Source organism: Leucobacter sp. gxy201, assembly GCF_051043335.1.
In the GTDB taxonomy this organism is placed as follows: Bacteria; Actinomycetota; Actinomycetes; order Actinomycetales; family Microbacteriaceae; genus Leucobacter.
In genome coordinates, this window is record NZ_JAMXWS010000001.1 from 242,256 (window position 1) to 260,819 (window position 18,564).

17 protein-coding genes, 1 tRNA gene and 1 pseudogene are annotated in these 18,564 nt (G+C 63.6%); 12 read left to right on the forward strand and 7 right to left on the reverse strand.

Annotation, left to right across the window (positions count from 1 at the left end; genetic code table 11):
* Positions 1–366: 366 nt before the first annotated feature.
* Both NHL51_RS01080 and NHL51_RS01085 read left to right on the forward strand, forming a co-directional pair.
* A complete protein-coding gene (locus tag NHL51_RS01080) occupies positions 367–2,259 on the forward strand; it encodes an amino acid transporter (protein WP_434141670.1) in 1,893 nt (630 codons plus the stop codon).
* Between the two features lie 65 nt (positions 2,260–2,324).
* Positions 2,325–2,396: transfer RNA gene (locus tag NHL51_RS01085), tRNA-Lys, on the forward strand.
* Positions 2,397–2,458: 62 nt separating this feature from the next.
* Here the strand turns inward: NHL51_RS01085 and NHL51_RS01090 are convergent.
* Positions 2,459–2,704: pseudogene (locus NHL51_RS01090) on the reverse strand (helix-turn-helix domain-containing protein); the annotation flags it as partial.
* A 98-nt stretch (positions 2,705–2,802) separates the two neighbouring features.
* Here NHL51_RS01090 and NHL51_RS01095 point away from each other — a divergent pair.
* The 7 genes from NHL51_RS01095 (at position 2,803) to NHL51_RS01125 (ending at position 11,874) form a co-directional block, all read left to right on the forward strand.
* Positions 2,803–3,060 carry a helix-turn-helix domain-containing protein gene (locus tag NHL51_RS01095; protein ID WP_434141671.1) on the forward strand — a complete coding sequence of 86 codons (258 nt, stop codon included), beginning with the start codon at positions 2,803–2,805 and terminating at the stop codon, positions 3,058–3,060.
* 352 nt (positions 3,061–3,412) lie between these two features.
* Positions 3,413–4,492, forward strand: coding sequence for a hypothetical protein (locus NHL51_RS01100; protein ID WP_434141128.1), 1,080 nt, complete (start codon positions 3,413–3,415; stop codon positions 4,490–4,492).
* A gap of 364 nt (positions 4,493–4,856) precedes the next feature.
* Positions 4,857–5,867, forward strand: coding sequence for a ParB N-terminal domain-containing protein (locus NHL51_RS01105; RefSeq protein WP_434141129.1), 1,011 nt, complete (start codon positions 4,857–4,859; stop codon positions 5,865–5,867).
* Positions 5,860–6,642: a hypothetical protein gene (locus tag NHL51_RS01110; RefSeq protein ID WP_434141130.1), complete on the forward strand. Its 783-nt coding sequence runs from the start codon at positions 5,860–5,862 to the stop codon at positions 6,640–6,642. The genes NHL51_RS01105 and NHL51_RS01110 overlap by 8 nt, the downstream gene beginning before the upstream one ends.
* Complete coding sequence (locus NHL51_RS01115) at positions 6,635–7,435, forward strand: hypothetical protein (RefSeq protein WP_434141132.1); 801 nt, start codon at positions 6,635–6,637, stop codon at positions 7,433–7,435. Before NHL51_RS01110 ends, NHL51_RS01115 begins: the two co-directional genes overlap by 8 nt.
* Before the next feature lie 162 nt (positions 7,436–7,597).
* Complete coding sequence (locus tag NHL51_RS01120; protein WP_434141133.1) at positions 7,598–8,923, forward strand: hypothetical protein; 1,326 nt, start codon at positions 7,598–7,600, stop codon at positions 8,921–8,923.
* A gap of 260 nt (positions 8,924–9,183) precedes the next feature.
* Complete coding sequence (locus tag NHL51_RS01125; protein WP_434141135.1) at positions 9,184–11,874, forward strand: hypothetical protein; 2,691 nt, start codon at positions 9,184–9,186, stop codon at positions 11,872–11,874.
* Between the two features lie 95 nt (positions 11,875–11,969).
* On the opposite strand, the gene NHL51_RS01130 is transcribed toward NHL51_RS01125, so the two are convergent.
* The 6 genes from NHL51_RS01130 to NHL51_RS01155 form a co-directional block, all read right to left on the reverse strand.
* Positions 11,970–12,530 (reverse strand): SOS response-associated peptidase family protein, encoded by a 561-nt coding sequence (locus tag NHL51_RS01130; RefSeq protein ID WP_434141137.1) that lies wholly within the window; start codon positions 12,528–12,530, stop codon positions 11,970–11,972.
* A 96-nt stretch (positions 12,531–12,626) separates the two neighbouring features.
* Positions 12,627–13,889 (reverse strand): Y-family DNA polymerase, encoded by a 1,263-nt coding sequence (locus tag NHL51_RS01135; RefSeq protein ID WP_434141138.1) that lies wholly within the window; start codon positions 13,887–13,889, stop codon positions 12,627–12,629.
* A gap of 4 nt (positions 13,890–13,893) precedes the next feature.
* On the reverse strand, positions 13,894–14,334 hold the full coding sequence (locus tag NHL51_RS01140; protein WP_434141140.1) for a LexA family protein: 441 nt from the start codon (positions 14,332–14,334) through the stop codon (positions 13,894–13,896).
* 217 nt (positions 14,335–14,551) lie between these two features.
* Positions 14,552–14,737 carry a hypothetical protein gene (locus tag NHL51_RS01145; RefSeq protein ID WP_434141141.1) on the reverse strand — a complete coding sequence of 62 codons (186 nt, stop codon included), beginning with the start codon at positions 14,735–14,737 and terminating at the stop codon, positions 14,552–14,554.
* A 397-nt stretch (positions 14,738–15,134) separates the two neighbouring features.
* A complete protein-coding gene (locus NHL51_RS01150; protein WP_434141142.1) occupies positions 15,135–15,782 on the reverse strand; it encodes a DUF6349 family protein in 648 nt (215 codons plus the stop codon).
* A 16-nt stretch (positions 15,783–15,798) separates the two neighbouring features.
* Positions 15,799–16,059 (reverse strand): hypothetical protein, encoded by a 261-nt coding sequence (locus NHL51_RS01155; protein WP_434141143.1) that lies wholly within the window; start codon positions 16,057–16,059, stop codon positions 15,799–15,801.
* A gap of 438 nt (positions 16,060–16,497) precedes the next feature.
* On the opposite strand from NHL51_RS01155, the gene NHL51_RS01160 reads away from it, so the two are divergent.
* Genes NHL51_RS01160 through NHL51_RS01170 form a run of 3 tightly spaced genes read left to right on the forward strand, consistent with a single transcriptional unit; the run spans position 16,498 to position 18,471 of the window.
* A complete protein-coding gene (locus NHL51_RS01160) occupies positions 16,498–17,082 on the forward strand; it encodes a hypothetical protein (RefSeq protein ID WP_434141145.1) in 585 nt (194 codons plus the stop codon).
* Positions 17,072–17,587, forward strand: a complete 516-nt coding sequence (locus NHL51_RS01165; protein WP_434141146.1) for a hypothetical protein — start codon at positions 17,072–17,074, stop codon at positions 17,585–17,587. The genes NHL51_RS01160 and NHL51_RS01165 overlap by 11 nt, the downstream gene beginning before the upstream one ends.
* Positions 17,584–18,471 carry a hypothetical protein gene (locus NHL51_RS01170; RefSeq protein WP_434141148.1) on the forward strand — a complete coding sequence of 296 codons (888 nt, stop codon included), beginning with the start codon at positions 17,584–17,586 and terminating at the stop codon, positions 18,469–18,471. Before NHL51_RS01165 ends, NHL51_RS01170 begins: the two co-directional genes overlap by 4 nt.
* The last annotated feature ends 93 nt before the right edge of the window (positions 18,472–18,564 follow it).

Genomic DNA, 18,564 nt, shown 5'->3' on the forward strand with positions numbered 1-18,564 from the left:
TGGTCGCTTCGGATAGGCGACGGAGACCCGCCTTAGCCCCGCGTCACCGCGCGTTCGGCGTTGTCGATCCCTGTCCCTGCTGCTTCGTGGGGGCAGGGATCGATGCCGTCCGCGGCAGACAGCTCGGGTTCACAAGCAACTCCCAGGCCCGCCGCTCGCGCCCGGGCGTAGTGTGGCGCCGTGAACAGCAGTGCTGATTCGGGCTCATCGCTCGAAGCCGTCGCGGCAGAACCGGTAGCGGGGCGGGGTCGCCTGCGCCCCGGGCTCGCGCGATGGCTGCTCGCCGAGACCACCGAGGCCCCGGGGCGCCACCCCGGCCCCCACGGGCGGCCCGAATCGCAGAGCCGCCAGCACTGGCTGCGCGTCATGTGCCTCACCGGCCTCGACTACTTCTCGACTCTCGGCTACCAGCCCGCCATTGCGGCGCTCGCCGCGGGCGCCATCGCCCCGCTCGCGACCGTCGTGCTCGTGCTCGTCACCCTCGCCGCGGCGCTTCCCGTGTACCGCCGGGTCGCCGAGGAGAGCCCGCACGGCACCGGCTCCATCTCGATGCTCGCCGAGCATCTGCCGCGCTGGAGCGGCAAGCTCGCCATCCTCGTGCTGCTCGGCTTCGCCGCGACCGACTTCATGATCACGATGACGCTGTCGGCCGCCGACGCGACGGCGCACCTCGTCGAGAACCCTTTCGCCCCGGCCGCGCTGCACGGGCAGGAGGTCGTCATCACGATCGCGCTGCTCGCCGGCCTCGGCATCGTGTTCCTGCGGGGCTTCCGCGAGGCCATCCGGATCGCGACCGTGCTCGTCGCCGGCTTCCTCGCCGTGAACCTCGTCGTCGTGGCGGTCGCCCTGGCGCAGCTCGCTCTGCACCCCGTCGTGCTCGGCGAGTGGTGGAGGGTGCTCACCACGCAGCACGGAAACCCGATCTTCGCCGTCGCTATCGCCCTGATCGTGTTCCCGAAGCTCGCGCTCGGCCTCTCGGGCTTCGAGACCGGCGTCGCGGTCATGCCGCAGATACGCGGCGAGGCCGACGACACCGAGCAGCATCCGGCCGGGCGCATCCGCGGTGCGAAGCGGCTGCTCACCACGTCGGCGCTCATCATGAGCGGCTTCCTCATCGCCTCCTCCATCACCACGATCGCGCTCATCCCTGCGCAGGAGTTCGAGCCCGACGGCGCCGCGAACGGGCGCGCGCTCGCCTATCTCGCCCACGAGTACCTCGGCAATGGATTCGGCACCGTCTACGATCTGCTCACGATCGCGATCCTCTGGTTCGCGGGCGCCTCGGCCATGGCCGGTCTGCTCAACCTCGTACCTCGGTACCTGCCGCACTACGGCATGGCGCCGTCATGGGCGCGGGCGACCCGGCCGCTCGCGCTCGTCTTCACCGCGATCGCGTTCTTCATCACCGTCGTGTTCGGCGCGAGCGTCGACGCACAGGGCAGCGCATATGCGACCGGCGTGCTCGTGCTCATCACCTCGGCGGCGATCGCCGTCACGCTCTCCGCGCGCAGCCGCCGCCAGCGGCCCGCCACGATCGGGTTCGGCATCGTCAGCGCCGTCTTCCTCTACACGACCGTCGCGAACATCATCGAACGGCCCGACGGCATCAAGATCGCGGCCTGGTTCATCGCCGGCATCGTCGCCGTGAGCTTCGTGTCGCGCATCGCCCGAGCGACCGAGCTGCGGGCGACCGCGGTGCACCTCGACGAAGCCGCGGTCGAGTACGTCGATGCGTGCGCCGCGGCGAGTGCGGGGACGGGTGCCGGGGCGGGTGCGAGTGCCGGTGCCGAGCCCGGCGGCACGGTGCGGCTCATCGCCCACGAGCCGAGCGACCTCACCGCCGAGAAGTATGCGCGCAAGCTGCGCCATGCGCGCGTCGCCCACGGCCTGCGTGCGCTGGGGGAGCGGGGCGCCGTGAACGGGCCCGATACCTCCGTGCTCTTCATCGAGGTCGAGATCTCGGACAGCTCGGACTTCGAGGACGATCTGCAGGTGCACGGCACCACGCGCCACGGGTATCGCGTGCTCACCGTGCGCGGCAGCACGGTGCCGAACGCGCTCGCCGCAGTGGCGCTGCATCTGCGCCGGGAGTACGGTTGCACGCCGCACGTGTACTTCCGGTGGACCGAGGGCAGCCCCGTGAAGCACCTGCTGCGGTTCCTGCTCTTCGGCGAGGGGGAGATCGCGCCGACCACGCGCGAGGTGCTGCGCGAGGCCGAGCCCGACCCGGCGCTGCGGCCCTGGGTGCACGTCGCGTAGCGACTCGGACGGTGCGGCGGGCTTGGCGCTCCGGGAGGCCGGCATGCTCTAAGCTGGAGGGCGTTGCCCCTATAGCTCAGCGGTAGAGCTACGGACTTTTAATCCGCAGGTCGTAGGTTCGATCCCTACTGGGGGCACTGTCATTCTCTGCCTCAACCCCCGCCTCGGCGGGGGTTGTTGCGTTATCGGGAGTGGAGTCGGTATCTACTTCGCCGAGCAAGAAACCCACTGAGGTGCCCAGTAATTTGGCCGCTGCACGCATCTCGTTAAGAGTCCACTCCGTATGGCCTTTGAGTCTCCGGGAGACTCCTGACGCCGAAACGCCAATCTCCTCGGCGAGGCGCGACTTGGAGACGCCGCGGCGCAGTAGAAGTGCCAAAAGGCGGCCATTCAATACGTCGTCCACTTGCGGGCCGAGTCCTTGTTCTGGCATGAGCATTGTCATGTTCCAATTCTCACAAATGATTGCAACCTCCGCAAGAATTTTCAATCGATATTTGCAATCATCGCAAATATGATTCTAGAATTGCACTGAGCGAAAGAATGAGAGGTGATCGCAAGGTGCCGAACTCGGACGAAGATGCAGCCAGAGAGCTGACGGCTCTGCGAAAGGATCGTGGGGTCACGGCAAGAGACGTTGCTGCGGCGATTGGAGTGACGGAGTCCTGGTTGAGCAGGAGGCTTGCCGGGGTGATCGATATGAGGGTGAGCGAGTATCACTTGATCAAGAACGCGATCCTATCTATTGCGATCGCTCAAAACGACCGAACCCCTGGGGTTGCAGCCCCAGGGGTTCAGTGACATCCCGAAAGGAACATCTAAACGTGTCTCACTACTATGACACGGTCTCGCGCGCAGTGGCAAAGCCTGGAAGCGAACCCACAGCCCACGAGACCATCAATTCTCCCACACCCGACTCCTTCGACTTCCTGGCCGCTTTGGTGCGTCAGATGCGTTCGGCTGAGGCCGAGGGTGACCGCTCGAGGTTCGCATCCCTAGTAGCTACGGCACAGCAAGAGCTGCATCACTTGATGCTCGGCCGCCCGGAGCGGGATACGCACTGTGCGTTCATTACGCGTCAGAACGGGCGTCTTCAGCCGATCGACGCGAGGCTCGCAGATGAGCTCTCCGAAGTTCTCCGGGAGCGTGCTTCATGAGTGAACCGATGATCGTCCGCCCCAGGCTCAGCTTCGAGGAGCAGTTCGGGCAGCACCGAAACTGGTGGGTGAGGGACCAGCGTCTCGCGGGCAATCCGTTGTCGATCCTGCTCTTCCTGCTCTCGCATGATCCCGCGAAGATGCCAACGCAGACTGACTCGCAGAGAATGCTCGGTCTGGGGAAGGATGCCTGGCAGTCGGCGAAGAGAACGCTGATCGAGTGCGGCTTCATCGTCGAAGTGCGCGACCGTTTTCCGCACAATCACGTCGACCGTGACGGCCGGCACCGCGGCGGACAGCGCCGGTTTCGGCTGTTCCTCCAGGACCCTGAACCGGACTTCTCGGTACGGCTGGAAGACGCGGTAATTGAGCTGGATGAGCCGTACGAGGACTACCTGGCAGCGGTCGAAGATCCCGTATGCGGAAAATCCGCAGTGGTTTCTAAAACCCCAGATCAGCCGGACTGCGGAAAATCCGCAGTGGACGAGATTCCGTGTGCGGATAATCCGCACACGGCGGAAAATCCGCAGTCCTTTAAGGAAGAGAAAAGGATGGGATTGGATGGGATTAATAAATCCAATCCTTCCCATCCCTCCAGCACCGAGCGTGCGCGCGAAGATGCGCCGGCCACAGTCGGCATCGACGTTGCGGAACTCGACGCGGGACTCGCAGAGATTCACCCCTCGCTTTCGGTAGCGGCGCTTGCTCGCGAGCTTCGGGGACGAGTGCCAATCGAGAGCCTCGACCTGGTGCGGGCTTGCCGTGAGATCCTCGGCGCGAACCGGCAAGCCGGCGGAGTGAAGTACCCGCCGGCGTACTGCGCGAAGTCGATCGTGCAGGCGCCGGAACGCTGGCAGGCCGCCCTCGAGCCATACCTGGCGCCTCGCCCACGACAGGGCGGTGAGGAGACTCGGTCAACGGCCGACGACTGCCAGGTCGGGAACCACTGGTGGGGCCCCGAATCGTGGGGCGAGATCGCCAGATCGCATTGCGTCAACTGCGGGGTGCCGCGCCGCACAGTCGACGCCGTGTACAGCGAGCTCGAGACCGAACTGTCGTTTGGAGGTGGACGCTGATGGGCCGCGTAGTGAAGCGAGAAATCGTCGGCATCCGCTGCGAGCTTGCGACGCCGAAAGGGCGCTGGAAGCCGAGCTGCTGGGCCGTCGAAACCGTATGGCCTGTGCCTGCTGATGCGGGGTGGGAAGACCAGGTCCGAGAGCTTGCGCGTTTGGTGGAGAGCGGCTGGGCGCTGGTGCTGTTGCCGATGCTGCGGAGCTACTGCCCTGATCATGCTGAGCGTGCTTCGTTGTGCAGCTGCCGGACAAACCCGCAGCGGCAGCACCTGTGCGCCGTGCACAGCGAAGCGAAAGACCTCATCTGGACGCGAGACAGAGTGCCTGCAGAGGTAAGCCGCGAACTTGACCGAAATGGAGTGAAAGCATGACCGAGGGATTGATCCGTGGCGATGTTCGCCAGGATTGGAAGCCAGTGCCCGTCGTTGATGTGGTTGTTCGTGAGCGTCAGCGCAAACTCAACGACGCGCACGTGAAGGCGGTTCGGGAGTCGTTCGATTCGCTCGGTGGCCAGCTGCAACTGCAGCCCATCGTGGTCGACGCAGACCTGGTACTCATCGATGGCCGGCATCGCCTCGAAGCGGCACGTCAGGCCGGGTGGGAGCATATCTCCGCCCTCATCCTCCAAGACGTCACGCCGGAGGACCGGGCGTTGCTCGAAGCCGAAGCGAACCGCGTCCGCCTCCAGCTGACACCTCTCGAAATTGAAGAAGCGTGGACCAAGATATACGAGCCGGCATTCAAATCGCGGGCCAAGGCGAAACAAGCCCAGACTCAGGTGCGAGGGCACGAGATCCCGGTTATTGGAAATTCCAATAACCGGGAAAATGCGGAAGTTCTTTCCCTTCCGCAGTCGGCGAAGCAGGTGACGGGGATCTCGCTGGACACGATCAACAAGATCACCGACATCCGACAGGTGGCTCAGTCCGAGTCCGCTCCGGAGGAGCTCCGGGAAGCTGCCGAGAAGGGGCTGAAGAAGCTGCAGCGGCCTGGCGCGTCGGTGGATGCGGTGCACAAGTCGCTGCTGCAACTGCAGGAGCGCGCATCGCGGTCGCAGCAGGATCCTGCCGAGACGCAGCGGCTGCTGCTGGAGAAGCGGCTCGACAAGACTTTGTCGGAGACCACGTTGCTGCAGGAGCGGCTGGGCGGGGAACTCGGGCAGGACCTGATGTCGGCCGCGCGAGGTAACCAAGTCGCGGGCGAGCAGCTGCGCGCGATTCGTATCGCGCTCACACACGGCCTTTCCCGTGTAGTCGCCATCGAATGTCGACTCGGGGGCGACCCGTCCCAGAACCTGGCGCGGCTCGGCGGAGAGGTCACCCGCATGCTGTCCGAAGAAACCATCCGAGACCTGGAACTGGAGGCCGAAAATGGCTAGCGTGGAACGCTTTGACCTGTGGCGTCAACGAGCAACCCTCACTGAGCTCGCCGATCAGGGCGGACAGTTTCTCAACACTGCTGAGGGTCTTGCGTTCATTGAGCAGTTGACTGAGTTCTTTGCTCCCGGCCTGAAGGGTGCGGCACGCGGTTGGGGATATGACCTCGAACGCGACGAGGTCGTGAACATGATCGTCGAGCAGTTGCTCGCAACTCGGCAAGACGGTGAGGCTGGGCCGGCACGGTACGCGGCGACCGCGGAGAATCCGTGGGCATACCTGTGGGCGTGCGCTGTCCGTTGGGGGCAGGAGCAGTGGGGGACCCGCGGCGTGCCGATCGAGGCTGCCGAAATGATCCCGATGCCGATCGAGGACGACGAGTCGCCGCACACACCGATCCAGGAAGTAGTTGACTTGACGTTCGCGCTGGTCGCGCAGGTGACGCCTGAGAAGCATCATGTAGCGATTCGGGAACTGCTTATGTGGACTGCGGTCAACCCTCCTCAGCGGCTCTCGTATGAGACGGACGAGCGCCGTGCGGCGCACAGGATGTGCCCGACTCTGACGCTCGAGCAAGTCATCGCGGTCATGAAGATTGCGCGCGGTTCGCGGCCTCGAGCTGCGTCCACGAGCTTGATGGGCCAGTTCCTGCTCGATCCTGATTTCCGGGTATCAAGCTCTGCATCGCATGCACGCGCACTCACGCACTTCAAGAACGAGTTCCGAGCCGGTGAAACCGGGTCGCGGATGCTGTCGGATTGGATAACTCATGGCTAAGAAACCCACACGCACTTGGGCCATGGTCGCCTCGCTCGGGATCCCTCTGGCGATCGTGGGCGTCTCGGCAATGGCGATCTCGTACGCGACTCTCATTGATGTTGCCCGCGTGAACGGACTGCCGCTTCCTGAACTGTTCCCAGTACTTGTGGACGTGGGGACGGTGGCAACGATGATCGCTGCTGCTCAGTTCAGGATGCGCGGTGTGAGCGGACGCTGGCTTGCTTACACTACGTTCATTCTGCTCTCAGGGGTTTCAATCGTGGCAAACGCTACGCATGCGTGGCGTGCGGCAGACATGACCGTGACCAGCCCGTGGGCTGCAGCGATTCTCGCGTCGACGCCGCCCGCGGCGCTGCTGGCGATCACGCATCTCGTGATGATGCTGATCCCTGACGAGAAGGAACGCGCGAAACTGCAGGCGCTGCGAGACCGAGCTGAGTTCGCGCCCCGCCGCCAAGCTCCGGCACCCGAGCCGCCGAATAAGGTCTCGACCCCAAGCGCTGCTGCGTACAGTGCCGAACCAGTCCGGGAGGAGCCGACGGCGCCGGCTCCCTTGCGTCTGGTGAACCCGGACCTTATTGAGGCCGGTGACGACGAAGTGCGTGAGCTTGTACTCGACTACGTCGTTCGTGAGGGGAAGCGGCCTACAGGCAAGGTCGTAGGGGACTGGCTTGGCGGGAAAACTCCGAAAACAGGGCAGAGGTTCCTGAAACGAATGGAAGACGAGGGGCTGCTCGAGCAGGGTGATACGTCAGAACCAGCCGGGGTTTCGGCGGTGGCGAATGTGTGAGTCCGAACAGTGCGGAATGCACGGCTCTTAATAAGCCAGTTGTACCTGCCACTCGCCGTCGCAGTAGGCATCCCTATCCCTTAGTTCGAGTTCTCGAACGTCAGTGGTCTCCTCTACCCTCAATGTCGGGGGTGACGAAGGGGACCGAAACGAAAGGCAATCATGGAAAACGTGACTGATGATGACGGCGCTGCAGGCGCCACCCGGACCCCGACGAGAAAGCCCAAGCGGAAGGTGCTGCTGATCGGCGGCGCGATATTGGTCGCAGCGCTAGCAGCGACGGGCACCACGGTTGGCGCGCTGGTCCATCAGGAGCAGCAGCGCGCCGAGTACGCGGCCGTCGTTGACGAGGTGAACGAGCAGCGGACAGTGGCTGCAGAACTTCAGCTGGGTGCCGACCTCGCATCTGTGTTGAGCGTTAAAGAGCTCGCAGAAGCGAAGGGGGTGGCCGATCGCCTCAAGCAGCTCGGCGAAACGGCCGATCCGATATTCACCGCGGAGCAAGCGAAGGCACTGAAGACTGCAGGGGAGTCGATTGCTGAAAAGCTGCCAAAAGATGCAGTGTCAGAAGAGGACCAGGCGCTCGCAGATCAGGCGACTAAGACTCTGAAATCTGCCGGGGTGAAAGTGTCGCAGTGGACGGGCATTGACGCGGTCGCGCTCGGTGAAGTGGTGACGTGGGAAGCTGCGGACGTCGAACCTATGAAGGTCGGGGAGTACTCGTCTGAGCGACTCGAAGCAGCAAAGCAGGAACTCAAAGTGGCCAAGCAGGCGACCGCGGCCGCGCAAGCCGAGCTGCTGCGCGATGACCGCCGCGGGATTGTCGCGGATGCGGTGGCCGGTGCATTGGAATCGGTGCGGGACGCGAGCGCGAATGCTCCGAAGCAGGTCGCCGCAGTGACCGCGGTGACTCAGTCGGTGCCCGATACGCATGCTGCTGTGACGAGCGCGGCGAAAGCTGCGGCCGACACGGCAAAGATCACGGAGATCTCGCCTGATGCGCTGATCCTCACCGCCAGCACGAACACGAAGAAGCCCGTAGAGATTTCAGATGCGGCGCTCGTGACGATGTTGTCGGTCAAGCTCAAGTCGTACGCCGATGCGGTGGCGGCAGCGACGGCTGCTGAAACCGAGGCGGTGGCGCAGGCTGCCGCAGCGGAGGCAGCGGCGGCGGCTGCCGCGGCAGGTGCCGGCGGCTACGTCGATCCAGGCACGGGTGGCTGGGTCGACACGGGCTGGGCTGGCGGCGGCGGTGGCTGGGTCGACACAGGCTGGGCCGGCGGTGGCGGTGGGGGAGGATACGTGCCTCCTGCCGGTGGCGGAGGCACCGCGCCGCCGGCGGGCGGTGGCGGTGGCTACGATCCCGGCTACGTCCCCGGCGGCGGTGGATGCCTCCCGCCCCCTCCGGGTTGGTACCCGACTGGGGGCTCCGGAAACGGTTGCCCCACCTACGCACCTCCCGGATCTGGCGGAGAGGACGAGTGGTGAGATAAGCCCTGGCTTCACGAAAACTTTGTGAAGCCGGGGCTTCTCCCTTCCTGTGCCTATTGCGAACTGCGCGTGAGGTTGCTTCTTGCCGGTGGATGGCGAACCTATCGCATCTACGACAAGAAAGGCCTTTCATGTCATTGAAAGAAACGCAGCGTCTGAATCGGCGCGAAAGAAGAAAGCGCGGTATCAGACGCGCAAGCGGGGCACTGCTCGTAGCGGGCCTCCTGCTCGGCACTGGCAGCGCATTCGGCACCTCCATGCTTACCGCTGCACCCGCATCGGCAGTCAGTTTGGGGGCGGGTGTCTGGTTCGGTGGTGATACCGGAGCCGGTAACTTCCTGCACGCTGACGGCTACATCGTCTACTGCGCGGAGCTCGGCAAGGCGACCGTCATGGGGAACAACCCGGCGCTCGGAGCAACATCCGCGCTCCCGGCATACTCGGTCGGCTCGTACATGGTGAACGGTCAGACCTTCACCGGTATTTCTGCTCCTGAACTCTCGGGCGACATGCTGAAGTACTACAACTACGTGCTCAGCCATTATGGCGCGACGGCTGACAACCATCAGGCCGCCGCGGTGCAGATCGCGCTCTGGCAGCTGCGCTCCGGTGGCGCATCCGCCGGCTACCAGCAGGCCCTCGCCTACATGCAGGCCGGCGTCGGCCCCGACGTCGTCGCCTTCGCGGACGCGATGATCGGCGAGGCCGTAAACGCGGGTGCCGCGATCGGGGCGCCGAGCGATCCTCGCATCACTCATACCGGCCCCTACGCGGGCTACGTGACGGCGGACCCGGGGACGACTGAGCTGACGATCGAGAACGCGATCTTCACTCAGACCGGTACGAATCGGATCGAGTTCCCCGGTGGCACGACGGGCGTGCTCGACATCCCTTTTGTCGGTCAAGCTCCCTATGACGACGCGGGGTGGGACCGGTACTACACGATCACGGTCACCGGCAAGTATCAGTACAACGTCGAAAGCTCCGAGGTCTACTACGGCACCCCGGGTGGTCTCGGACAGGGCCTCGTCGCAGGTGGCGGCGTTACTCCAGTGTCTGGCGACTACAACGCCGTCTATATCGACCCGGACACCATCTGGTCGCCCTCCCTCACCACGGAGACACCGTCGAAGTTCGTCCAGGAAGGCGAGAGCTTCTCGGACACTGTGACCTTCGATGTTGCTGACGGCTCCAACCCGTGGCGCATCGGTGTCCGTGACGGTGCGACGATCTTCGCTCCGATCACGGCGAAAGGGACGCTGTACGGCCCGTTCCTGAGCGATCCGGCAGATAACCCATCAGCGGAACCGCCGAAGAACGCACCGATCGCTGCGACTGCCGAGATCACGACGGACACAGTGACGGGGCCTGGCACGTACGCGCCCACGGTTGAGGGCGTGTCGAAGGAAGCAGGCTATTACTCGTGGGTCTGGACCATCGAATACGAAGAGCAGCTTTCGTCGATCACGAATCCTCCTGGCGGGCACCCGTCGCTTCCGGAGAACTACTACTTCACGGACGGGTTCGGCAAGGTCTCCGAGGGGCAGATCACCCCGTCGGACATCAGCTTCACGACTCAGCTGTCCACGGACTCGGTCACGATCGGTGGCACCTTCACCGATGATGTCTCCGTATACCTGAACAAGGGCGGATGGCTGCAGACCGACGGCGGACGTACCCCGTTCACGCTCCGCGGTACCGTGTACACGCTCGATGAGAAGCCGGAGCAGCAGGCCACGGCTCCGGCCGACGCCGAAGTGCTCACCACCACGATGATGAACATCGACAGTCCCGACGAGACGTTCACGTCGGAGGCAGTGCAGATTCCGTACACGAGCGACGACAAGTACGTCACCGTGCAGTGGTGCCTCCTCGACGAGGACCAAGCCGAGAACGCCGCGGGCAAGGCGAAGGAATACTGCGACGACTTCGGTGTACCGTCCGAGACCGCCGAGATTACTCGCCCCGAGGTCTCGACTCAGGCTCAGCCGGACGGCGCCTACAAGGGCGACATCCATGACACCGCGCTCGTAGAAGGCTCGATCGTCGACAACGCGAAGAACGAGATCGACTTCACCTACTATCTCCAGCCGAAGGCCGGCGAGCCGAAGTACGACTCGAACTGGGAGAAGGTGCTCGACGAAGCCGGCGAGCCCGTCCTCTGGACCGAGGAAGAACTCACGGACCCCGCTGCTGTCTGCCTCGCGCAGCCGGTAGCGACCACGGATCGTGTGGAGGTCACCCAGACCGGGAATGTCGATTCGCCTGCCGTGCTCGCGAACAGCGTCGGCACCGGTTACTGGGTCGAGCGCTATTACGTCACTCCGCCCGAGGGCGAGGAAGTGCTCGTCCACGAGGGCAAGTGCGGTATCGAAAACGAGAAGACCGTCGTCGACTACCCCAAGGTGAAAACTGAAGCGCAGTCGAGCGTTGTCGTCGGTGACGACATTTGGGACACCGCCATCGTGGAGGGCCCCATCTCGGAGCGCGTCGAGTACGAGGTCACGTTCAAGGCGTACGAGCGCGAGGGCGACAAGCTCGTGTGCTCGCCCGAAACTGAGATCAAGGACTTCGAGGACGCTACTGGAGTGAAGGTCGACAAGCCTGGCCGGTACGAGTCGAAGAAGGTCACCACGACGGAGAAGCACGTCGGCCTCGGCGGCTACGTCGAGACCCTGTGGCTGATCGAGGACGGCGAGAAGACCGCCGTTCATGTCGGCAAGTGCGGTGAGCCGTCGGAGAATTTCGAGGTGAAGGAGAAGCCCTTCATCCCGGTGCCGCCGGTCATTGAGAAGCTCGCCACCACGGGTGGACCGAGTCTCGCAATGTTCGGCCTGGCCGGCGCAGCCCTGCTCGCGGGCGGTGCGACAGCTACGGTGTACGCAATGCGTCGCCGGAAGCTCGCGGGTGCCGACGAGGTGAACATCGACGAGGCTTCGTCGCTCTAGCCTCAGCGCTACAGATGTGAGGCCCTTCTCGGAGTTTTCGACTCCGGGAAGGGCCTTCCTGCGGTTAGCCCGTGGCTGCTGATGGGAGCGGTGACCTACTTCGCCGTGAGATCTCTCGAGATCTCTTCACTTGCATGCTGAACTTGGGCGACCAACTCGGCGTCGCCGGGCCGCTCGGTATCGAGCCATTCGTCGTGCATGTCGCGTGGGAGCACGAGGGGCATGCGTCCCCAATATTCTGCGGCTTCACTGCCTGGAGGAGCGTCGCGGGTGACCATTGAATATGTGACCAGCTCGCTGCCGTCGTCGCGAGTGATCGTCGATGTGAGCGCCGCGATCCCGAATACCTCGTCGTCCGGGAGGTGGAAGCGCCCCTTCTTCTCGACGTACCAGGTTGCCGGCAGGAGTGCGCGATGCTGGAACGGTCTCTTCCAGGATCGCAGTAAACGGTCGTCGCGGCTGTTGAATGCGCTGAACTTTGCGGGTCCACTGCTGTCGAGCCAGAGCCACCACCAGGCAAGCAGTATCTCGCGACCGCCGCCGCCGGCGCGGATGATCGGATTGAGATTGAGAGCATTTCGCCCGGTGATTTTCGCCGACCCCTTCCGTTGTTCCATCCACTCCGAGAGGAGCGTCTGCGAAGTCTGCTCGCTCATCGGTTCAAGCTCCGCCGGGTATGCGCCTGCGAGGCCGCCGCCGAGTCCATATGATGCGCACATGGCGAACAGGCTACGCTGCACGATGCGGACTGGCTAGGCCGTTGCCTCGCAAATCTCATCCCAGTGAGTTGTCGCACGTTTCGACAGCATCTCTCGGCGCATGTTCCATACCGGCGCGCCTCGCATTCCGCCAAGTCCGACACCGATCGCTCGCGGCCCAAGCTTCTGTGTGATGCCATCCAGCGTTTCTCCAATCCGGCGGCCCTCGAACTCTGGTTCGAACAGCGACAACGGAGACGCGCTGGTTTTTGGGCGTAGTCCTGTGAGTACTACGCCGGCGCGCGTATAGCGGGTGCCGTGGAGGATGCGCGGTGCAAGCATCTGCGCGGCCTTCGAGAGCATGATCGGCTCGTCCGTCTCTGTCGGCAAGCCAACCGAAACATGGGCGCTATGGCGCCCCTCGGTGACATAGTGGCCGGTCATTGCCCAGGCTGAGACAACGCCGGCTACTTGCCCCTGCGTCCGCAGCCTTGACGAAACCTTTTGCGCATAGATGGAGAGGACCTGCCGCATCTCGGCCGCGGTCTCGACCGGGCGAGAGAAGCTGCGCGAGAAGATCAACTGGTCTTTGTATGGGCGAGGTGCCTCGAGGGGGAGGCAGGGGAGGCCGCGAAGTTCCATCACTGTGCGCTCGAGCACGACGGAAAACCGTTTGCGGATCTGTTTCGGGTCAGCGTCCCGAAGGTCTTTCGCCGTGTGGATGCTCATGCCGGCGAGCTTCTTCCCGGTGCGTCCGGCGACGCCCCATAGGTCCGTCACGTCAGTACCGGCCATGATGCGATCGAGCCGATCGGGGGAGTAGGAACCGAGGTGGCAGACGCCGCCGAGCGAGAGGTCGGCCTTCGCTCCGCGCGAGGCGAGCTTCGCCAAGGTCTTCGTGCGCCCGATGCCGACCCGTACCGGGATGCCCGTAGATTGCAGCACTTCGGCGCGGATCTGATGGCCGATTCGGGTGAGTTCGTCCACGGTGCCGTGCATGCCGATGAAGCTTTCGTCGATCGAGTACACCTCCTGCCATGCCGCATAGCGGCCTATGATCTCCATGACCCGAGTCGAGAGAGACCCGTACAGTTCGTAGTTGCTCGAGCGGGCGACGACGCCCGCGGCTTGCGCGTACCCCTTGAGCTGAAACCACGGGACGCCCATGGGAATGTCGAGTGCTTTCGCTTCGCGCGACATGGCGACCACGCATCCATCGTTGTTCGACAGCACCACGACGGGGCGCCCGTCGAGGCGTGGATCGAAGACTCGCTCGCAGGATGCGTAGAAAGATTCGCAGTCGACGAGGGCGATCATGCGTTCAGGAACGGAGGACACGGTGCAGGCTCCGAGTGACCACGCCCCACACACGGAGTTCTGAAAGCTCCTCGAGCACGATGTCTGGGTGACGGGGGTTTTCTGCTGAGAGGACTACGCCGCCTGTCTCGGTGAAGCGCAGCCGTTTGACGGTCATTTCCCCGTCGACCACGGCAACGACGACGTGCCCGTCATCGGCACGGATGGAGCGATCGACGATGAGCTCGTCACCGTCGTATATGCCGGCTCGCACCATTGAGTGCCCGCGAGCGCGGATGAGGAAGGTCGAGACGCGATTGGGCATCAGATGCTCGTTCAGATCGATCTCGCTCGTCAGGTAGTCCTGCGATGGTGACGGGAACCCGCACGCGGCTTCGACCTCAGCGGCCTCGATCAGCGCCGGTGCCGCGTCGACCGGCAGTGAGTGAATCGCAGCGACGAACACTGCCCCTCCTCTATTCGAATCTTTGTTCGATAGAGGATACGCCTTCGCCTCCGACAATTACACTTCGGGCTCCCACGGCAGTCGGTCCGGGAGCGCCGGAAGAATACGCACGACGCCGCATGTGCTGTCTAGGCAGACGACGGTGCCTCGGGTTTGGATGGCGGGGCCGCCACAAGCGGTACAGGTCCACATACTCTCCGAGTATCGGCCAGTTGGGTCAGATTGGCCACTGTGCTGCGCCGAGCACGACGGCGCCCTCTGGGATCTGCACCGCGGCGCGTGCCTCGTCCCACGTCTCGCCTTCGCCCGTGAGCGTGGCCTGCTCGAGCGCGGATATGTCGCGCTTGTGGACCTCTTCGGGCGCGGTGGTGGCGGCGAGGGCGACACGTACGTAGGCAATCATGCCGTCAGGCTACTCCGGGATAGGGAACGTCTTCTATTCCGTGGCGTTCAAGGGCTCTGGGGAGGAGACTTGAGCAAGCGTAAGGCCATCACGCCTCCTGGGTTAGAAAAATCGCTCCAACCCGGATAGGTTGAGCGATACAAGCGGACTTGTTCGTGATGAGAGGTGGAACGGCATGGCAAACGGAGACCGACTTTTGGGCGAACGATACGGTACCTGCGAGAACGTGGAGTGCCTCAAATCCTCATATCGCGTGCCAGTTCCAGACCGACACACTGACAAGACGACTGTTTGGCAATACGTTGAATGCGGCCATTTCCAAGAGACAATTGCCCTATTCGAGACGAACCAAGCAGAAGCCACTCATTTCATGTGACGTATCGCCCTACCCACTGGGTCACTGGAGAGCGGTGTAGGAGAGGTCGTATCCGCCCCAGGGTGAGCGCCCGGGGACGTGGCGGGTACCGAAGTCGGTTCGTTCCGTGATGATCGGGTGGCCGGTGATTTGGGCGTCGAGTGGATAGTGTTCGTTGATCCAGTCGACGAAGCGCTGTTTGCCGTTCTTTGCGTCTCGGTCTTGGACGAGTTTGAGCGGCACGACGGGGAGTGCGCGCCAGCCGGTGATCGCGTGGTCGTGCCAGGCTTCGACGGCTTCGGATTCGCTTCTGCTGATGTGGTTCCAGTTGCAGGGCTCGCAGATGATCTGCGTCATCATGCCGCCGGGGAGTTCCCCGGTGGCATGGGAGTGGCTGCGATTGGAAGCGTAGCGGCCGCTGCACCTTGCTTCTGCGGTGAAGAGTGCGCACTGATGGCCGCGGGCATTCGGCTTCGGTTCGAATTCGACGCCGCGACGGTGGCTATCGCGGTGCCACATGTGACTGTATGGTATGCAGCCGAAGCTTCCGTTCTCGAGGATCCATCGGTCGAATGCGGCGTCGAGTTCTGCGGGGGAGTAGTAGGTCTCGTGGTAGCGCAGCGGCGCCCCGTCCCACTGGGGCGCTGCTGCTACGTCTGCTTCACGGATCAGGTCGTCGATCGCGAACATCTGCTGGCTCATGGGTTCACTTTCCCTGGAGGCGGGCGAGGGTTGCGTGGGCGTAGGCGATCCAGGCGGCCGCGGTGCCCGTGTGGACGCTGCCGGTGCCGTATGCTGCTGCGAGATCTCGGAGGTTCGTGATGAGCTGCCCGACGGTGATGGTGCCGGAGTACCTGCCGGGGGCTTCGCGCATGCTGCCGGCGACCTGGTCGCTGTTGAATTGCTGCGTGTATTGCTCGGCGAGTGCCGTGAGTTCCTGGACTTGAGGCTGGGTGATGCCGCTCATGAGTTGGTGTCCTTTCTGCGGGGTGCGATCCAGAGGCGGTAGCCGGCGATGAGCCAGAGCGCGCCGATGAGGACGGCTGCTGCTCCGGGTTCGATCTGGTCTTGCATCGTGGTTCTCCAATCCCTCCCCTCACGTTTTCTTGCCGTGAAGGCACGTAGTGCCTGTCGTTGCGGGTGCCGTGGAGCACAATCCGCAGCGGGATGCCTGCACGGCGCAGCATTGCTGCGACGGGCGAGCATCCCGTGTCAAGCGCGCCCCAGCATGGGGTGTGCGGGCGGTTGTGTGGAGCGGTGGCCGCCGTAGACTGCCGCAGGCTTCACGGCAAGAAAAACGGGGCGTAGCCCGAAAATGGGCCCGGCACTTGTGCCGGGTTCGTCCCGGCGTGCATGAGCACGCTTTCCCGCGAAGCGGTCTGCGCGGGTCGCTGGTTCGTTGGGCATGAGGATGAATTCGGCATATCGGCAGATTGAGCGGTCGCTCCAGCGCCGTGAGGAGCAGCGCAGCCGTGAGGAACGACTGGAGCGGGAACAGAAGAAGACGGCTGACGCGCAGCGGCATGCCGAATATTTGAACGAGCAGTTAGAGGTGCTAGATGGAGCGTTTCGCGCCAGGCGGGCAACGCTCCGAGTGAGATCGACGAGGACCGACCACGTTCTCGAACTGCGCTGGGACACGGGCGTGGGAGTGCCGGCAGTACTTGGGTGGGTGGCCGCAACAGTCGTTGTGATCGTCGGGATAGTCGTGGTCCGAGATGCAGTCTTCTCGGCGATCTCCTTGTTCTCCCTCGCTGCACTTCTGGCTTTGGCAGTCCTCTGGGTTGTGGAAGCTCCGAAGATGTCGGAACTCCATATCAGTGCTGACGACGTTCTGGTTGAGGAACTTCTCGAGTCGATGCGCACAGGGGATAGCGCGGAGGTGTCGTTGCGGGTGCGGGCGCTTCTGCGACGCCAACCGGGGACGAAAGTGACGAAGGGAACGTCATTGCTTCGTCAGTGGCGGTCCGGGGTACGCCGTGGTGCGTGAACGCGGGGCACGGCCGGAGGAACCAGTGGCGCCGGCATCTGCTGTTCCATCGCCGCCGGCGTTGCCGATCAACTGGTGGCGGTTGGACATCGAGGAGCAGGCGGAGACGCTGGAAGTGCTCGTTGAGTGGGTGCCAGAATTGGTGCGCCGGTACGGGCTTTCGGACGCGTATGTTCCGCCGTGCTGGTACGAGCACGAGGCGCTCGTGCAGGAGCTCCTGGCGCTGTTCCAGTACCGGAACCAGCAGCAGTTCAATGAAGCGTTAGGCCCGCCGCCGTCGGCGCCGCTGGACTATCACTATCAGCAGCAGCTGGCATTGACGCGTCTCAGGTTTTGGGCAGCGATGACGGGTTGCAACTCTGCCGAGCACTTTCCCGCCCAGGTGCAGTCCTGGGCAGATCTCAGCAGCGTGCGTGCAGCCATGTGGGAAACCACAGTGTCCGACGCTATCGATACGTTGCGTCAGACACATTCGAACGGAACCGAAGAGGAAGGAAGCTCGTGATGACTTGGTGGAGGTCGCAGCCGGCAGGTCGCCGCGCAAAGTTCATGATCCTGATGGTCGTGCTGGCGCTGATTGTGCTCGCCGCTGTATTTGGACTGGGCCGAATGCTGTTCGCAAAGGGTGATTCCGGCATCGTCGCAGAAGGTACGGCTCCTGTGCAGCAGTCCGAGGAGGAAAGCTCGGACCCTGGCGCGGATGAGAACGGGACGAAGGCGTTCGGGATCGAATATGACGGGAACGGGATGGCGGTGATGCCGGTCACGACGGATCCGCGCGAGGCCGCTGCAGGGGCTGCGGCAGTGGCATTCTCTGTTGATTTCTCGAAGCTGTCGCGGCAAGAGTTCGTGGACGAGGCGATTGCGCGGATGACGCATCCTTCGCCTGACTACATCGGCGCGGAGGGTCAGATTCACACCGTCGTGGAGTCGGCTCCGTTCGAGGAAACGAAGCGTTATTACTGGGCTCCCGACACGGCGCTGCTAGCACTGACGGATCAGATGGCTACGCTTGACAATCCGGAGCGTTATCCGTGGTGGGAACTTGCGAGTGGTTCTTTCTATGACAACATGGCGCTGCTTCCTGACCATTTCTGGAAGGCGCATCCGGAAATCGTTCTTGGCGAGGACGAGATAGCCGAGATTGATCCCGATCTGCTTCCGCGGTTCAAGGAGGCGACGGACATGACGCCGGATACTCCCGGGGCGACGCTGACGCACTGGTGGGTGATGTCTGAGGTGGAGAATGCTCAGGTGGGCACCGCGGCCGCGTCTTCGAAGCGGCCTGCACATTTCGCGATCTGGTGCGATGCGCCTGAGGACGGTGGATTGTGCGGTGTCGCGTACACGCTTGATACGGACTTCCCCGCGATATGGCCGCGCCGGTAGCAGGGGCGGTTGCCACAGCGCTCGTTAACCGTCGCCAAGTGCTGAAGTTTGTGGGTGCGGCGGGTGTGGGTGCTGTGCTCGCAGCAGCTGGCG